This is a genomic window from Roseofilum sp. Guam (assembly GCF_017746735.1).
In the GTDB taxonomy this organism is placed as follows: Bacteria; Cyanobacteriota; Cyanobacteriia; order Cyanobacteriales; family Desertifilaceae; genus Roseofilum; species Roseofilum reptotaenium.
The window spans coordinates 1-4958 of the sequence record NZ_JAGHZN010000111.1; the positions used below are offsets into that span (position 1 = coordinate 1).

At 42.3% G+C, this 4958-nt stretch carries 3 protein-coding genes and 1 pseudogene; all 4 read right to left on the reverse strand.

The genetic code is table 11. The features are described 5' to 3' along the window. Positions 1–239: 239 nt before the first annotated feature. Positions 240–1586, reverse strand: coding sequence for an O-antigen ligase family protein (locus J7529_RS24310; protein ID WP_318731125.1), 1347 nt, complete (start codon positions 1584–1586; stop codon positions 240–242). 167 nt (positions 1587–1753) lie between these two features. Then, on the reverse strand, positions 1754–3688 hold the full coding sequence (locus tag J7529_RS24315) for a hypothetical protein (protein ID WP_318731126.1): 1935 nt from the start codon (positions 3686–3688) through the stop codon (positions 1754–1756). Positions 3689–3736: 48 nt separating this feature from the next. Further along, positions 3737–4333, reverse strand: coding sequence for a hypothetical protein (locus J7529_RS24320; protein ID WP_318731127.1), 597 nt, complete (start codon positions 4331–4333; stop codon positions 3737–3739). 143 nt (positions 4334–4476) lie between these two features. Beyond that, positions 4477–4958: pseudogene (locus J7529_RS24325) on the reverse strand (hypothetical protein); the annotation flags it as partial.

The window sequence follows — 4958 nt, forward strand, 5'->3', positions numbered from 1 at the left end:
AGGGAGTTGAGGTTTGGTTCGTTACTTTAATACCAAATTCGGCCCAGGTTTTGATATTATCCTGGTTGGGGATAATCAAGACTCGTTCTGGTACGAGGGTTTCAAACCTGATACCACCAGTAATAGTGTAATTACTCTCCAGGGATGCCATAGGTTTAAGAATTGAACGATGGATAGTTACTTTTTTTCACTTCTTTATCCGAAAGTTTTTCAATTACGAATACCGATGAGGTGGCTTCTTAGGTTACAGCGTGCGATGTTTTACTCCTTGTATTCCCGCTTACCGATAGTGTCCACCAAGCTATATGGGTAAACTGAGCTACTTCAAACCAGGTTAAAGTGAAAACCCAATAGGCGATCGCCACTGCCAAGAGTTTCCGGTTTGGCGATCGCACAACGAGAAAAACACCATATCCCCACAATGCCGTATAAGATAGCATTCCCAGTATACCCACTGATAAAATCGTATCCAAAATTAGATTATGAGCTTTATAGGTAATCAAAGGTAACGTACGCAAGCTGCCATTTTCACCCACGACATCGTAACTTAAATGACCCAAACGGACGACATTGGGCCTATTTTTTGGCGATCGGATATAGGGATAAGCAATGCCGAAACCATTGAAACCCCACCCAAATAAAGGGCGTTTGCCGATCCCACGAGTGGCTAACTCCCACAGGTATATTCGGTCTGAGGTTATTTGTTGGATCGCAGACAAACCTGAAATTTGTCTGGTGGTAGTCATGACCCCAATCATCAGTATGACCACCAAAATAAGGGGAATTAGTCGTCGATAGTATTTCCTTCCTGACAAGTATAAAATGCCAAAGATGAAAGCAACAAGAGCCATCCGAGTATTGGCCAAAAATAAGGCGATCGCGATCGGAATGATTATCGTCACGGTTGTTGGCAACGATACCCATCTGAGCTGTCTGCAAGCAACCGCCATCACGCCAAGGGCTGCCAACACAAATGCAGCATGACCGCGATGGGAGTAGAAACCGATAGGTTGATGATTCTGAAAAATAGTGCTGACTAGGATATGATCTCGCAGTAATTGTCCGGTGGTTGCCGTGTAATCAATACGCCAGTCAATCAACTGGGGAAAGGTACTCAAAGCCAGAAGAATGCCACCGATGAGAAAGCCGTAGAGTTGAGCGGGCAATAGTTGTGGATATCGTTTTAAAACCAGGGTATTACTGAGAGTGAAAGCTGCGATCAGCAACCAGTAGAGCCAACCATCTCCCATCTGATCTTGACCGAATAGAGAGCGCATGGGAAACGGACTCAGGAGAGTAGAAATGAATCCAATCAACAGAAATATTTCCCAGAGAAGTTTAGAGGTAAACCAGCTTTTGGGAATGTGTAGAGTTAGCCAATTTTTCCACAGTAGGTAGAGATTGCAGATCGCAATCAGAGCCAGTACAGCACATTTGGGTTGAGTCCAGATTTCTCCCCGACTGCTTCCCCAAGGATTAATGATAATGATACTAAGGGTAAATAATAGGGTGTAAACAATAGTGCTTCGCGCGGGACTGGGAAAACCTGTTTTATCGCTGGAGTCCTTATTTTTCATGCTGTCCATGAGAGTACCCTCGCCAGGAATATCTTCGTCGTTGTACCTCTTTTGCCGTGCAAATCAGGGTTGTAGGGGCTTGCATATTTTTTGCTCCTACAGATACCACCGTTGGCGATCGATTGTCATAGATCGCCCTTAATGAAAATGACTATAACTGATGACTTCAACTCTAACTACTTCCGATTCCTCAAACCGATAAATTTCCAGACTCCAAAAGCACCCAACCCGATTAAACCCCACACCGAATTGGATTCTGGGACTTTCTGCTTTTTCGTTTCTTCTTCAGCGACTATCGGACGCATCTTAAAACTGCCGACATTTTTATCAAATGCCAGTTGAATTGGAAAATACGTTTCTTCTGTATTACCGATGAAATAATCAATATCAGTTACTTTAAACCGGGAAACACCTGAACCGAGTAAGGAAAGAAAATCGACTCTATCTCCGGGACTAAACTCTCCCAGAATTAGGTCGTCAACCATAACTGTAAACAAATCGTCTTGACCGACAGGAAAATCTAGAATTTCCGTAAATAGGGTGTCATCGGTGGCGACAAATTCAAATCCCTTCTCTATGGGTGGGTCATACCAGCGACAACCGGGAACGTTAGAGAAGTGTTGCCAGCCATCAGAGTCGATGCTACTGGGGAGTATGGGATTTTGTTGAGTGCGACCCGGTGTATCTTCAATGTCACCGCCGTCCTCGTTGCCAAGGATAACTCCTCCACCTCCACTACTGCCAATAATACCGCCACCACCGCTACCGCCGATGATAATCCCTCCACCACCGCTACCACCGAGTGTAATACTGCCATTGTTATTGCCTTCACTACCCGTTCCTATTGGGGAGTCTTCAGTATTAAATACATTGATATAAAGTTCGTAGTTACCCTCATCTTCTCCGCGACGACCACCATCAGCAGCCTTAACAGATAAATTGATCCTACCACTACTAGAAACAGTACCCAAGACTGAGGAGGCAAAACCATCACCAAGCTGACTGCTGTTATCGTCAGCTCCAAGGAAATAGCCGTTATCATCATATCCGCTCAGGTAAGTATTGGGGTTGCATTGGTTGGAGGGCAGGTCATTGTTAATCCAGGCGTGAAAGGTGGCTCCAGGAGTGAGGCCGTCTAGGTTAAAGTTGTCTCTTTCTGTACCTGATGATAGGCTGTCTGAGAATTTTTTAGCCACTACACATTCACTACTATTGCTAGCGACTAGACTATCACTGTTGTTACTGGCCAAATTATGTTCGCTTCCAGGGGGGCAAACCGGATTTTGATCTTGTTTTTTCTCTGATACTTTGTTTTTCCACCCCCATCTGATTCCGTTATAAATCTTGACTTCCCTTTTCTTGCTTTCTGGTGGTGTGATTTCTTCAACTAGATAGAGTTGTGCGTTAAAATAATGGTTCCCGCGAGCCCTTCTTTTACCACTAGCGTATGGTCGATCAATAAAAAAGTCTTCACCAGCAACACTATCGCCGGGATGGTCATAGTAAGGAATGCGAGGGCTTCCTCCATTGTCAATTACCACAGCAGGAAAAACACCAAACAATCCTTTGTAGCTAGCTTGTACCATCTGAATCCAGTGAAGCTTTCCTTCACCAGGCATAGGATCGTTCAAACCAGGATGGTATTTGACATGAAAAAGAGAACCGACTCCACGATAAATTCCTGTCCTTACAGGGTCTACATCTGTACTGGCATCACCACACCCATCCCTATAACCACAAGCTTGATTAGTCACTATTTCAAAACTCCCCTCTAAATCATTTTCTGCTGGCAGAAAAGACCAAGTATATTCAGGAGACGACTCGACAAGAGACCACTGAGTTAACCGTCTCAAAAATTCTCCTGTTCCACCTCTTTTGATTTCAGTGACACCCCCAACAGTATCATTCCATGTATTAGGGTCCCACCATAAACGGGTATCTAATTCCGTCTTTCCAATAAGATCGCCTACTGTGTAGTAGGATTCTTTTCTGTAAAACTCGCTGGCACCCGGTTGTGCAGGTATGATAGTAAAGCCAAAACTTGCCTTACCTGTTAACCCGGATAGGAAAACTGTTAATAACCAGACTAGATAAAATTTTTGGTGTTTCATTTTTTGGGATTCCTTAATTTATTAGTTTTGAACAAAAGATTCTTTTTTTTAAATATTGACGAACCAAATATCTACAAACGGAGTCAATACTTGACCCATCCAAAATCCCTCTATTACTTGAGTTTTTTTGATAATAGAATCATATAGCTGTTTAGTTCCTTTTTGATTTTCATAGCTAAATCGAAGCTGATACCACCCTAAATCAAGAGGTTCAAAAACAAACTGACCACCACTTATAACCATGCTAAGTCCGTAATTTTTGCCACAAAGCCAACATATTTTGGCATCAAGAAAAAAGCTGGTACTTTCTCCAGGCATAGTTAAAGCTAAATCTGGTTCCTTTACTCCAGAAAGACTAAGCCAACCCCCACTTACTTCTACAATTTCACCAGTTTCAGCTTTAATAAGTTCTGGAAATAATACAAAGTTGAAAGTAAAGTAAAGAGGGCAATCGCTGTTATTTGTAATCCTAATCCCTATCTCCACCGGATATCCAGGGGACGGATGCAAGGGTGGTTTTAATAGATGCTTTCCTAGGTCGGAAAGTTTTTGAATTAGGTTTCTCTTGGGCAGAGTTAATACTCGCTTGGGTACAAGGGTTTCAAAGCGAATATCATTAACTTCGATAAAATTGTTTTCATTCATGTTGGCTAGATATTACCTATATCAGATGATCAAAGATACAGTGATATTACTGAATTTAAGAATATTCGTTATACTGTAAGGATTCAGTTGTGGCGAGCGATCTCCATCAGGTAAACAAACAAGCTATTTTTCACTCCTTATCCTTAATCTGGAGGATATTCTAAGTAGAATTCTTCGTAGGGTGAAGAGGCTATACCTGTCCAAAGTTCTTCTGGAAAAGGCCAAGGCTGATTGCAAGAACAAATATCGTTTGAAGCCATATATATATTGATGTTGGGATTTGGGGATATTGGGAATACATTTCTGTAAGTAAAACGCACCCAATATTTAATCGGTTTTAGACCTAGAAAAGTATAGAAACCATTAGAGAGGTCTCGATAGCAAAATCCAAGCCTATACCCCCTCCAGACAAATTTAGCTTTGATCCAGAAAGTTAAGGCCTCCCCCGGTTTAGCTAAGAGAAAATCTGACTGCCATGGGATATTTGTTCCATTTCTAGCATAATCAGGTTGGATGAGTTGTCCGTCTGGTCTTACCATTTCCATTTCTAAGTTAAAGAAGATAAAGCGATAGGGAGTTGAGGTTTGGTTCGTTACTTTAATACCAAATTCGGCCCAGGTTTTGA

Coding starts and splice junctions, on each gene's coding strand:
- J7529_RS24310 (WP_318731125.1), bottom strand. CDS start 1,586: ATGGACAGCATGAAAAATAAGGACTCCAGCGATAAAACAGGTTTTCCC.
- J7529_RS24315 (WP_318731126.1), bottom strand. CDS start 3,688: ATGAAACACCAAAAATTTTATCTAGTCTGGTTATTAACAGTTTTCCTA.
- J7529_RS24320 (WP_318731127.1), bottom strand. CDS start 4,333: ATGAATGAAAACAATTTTATCGAAGTTAATGATATTCGCTTTGAAACC.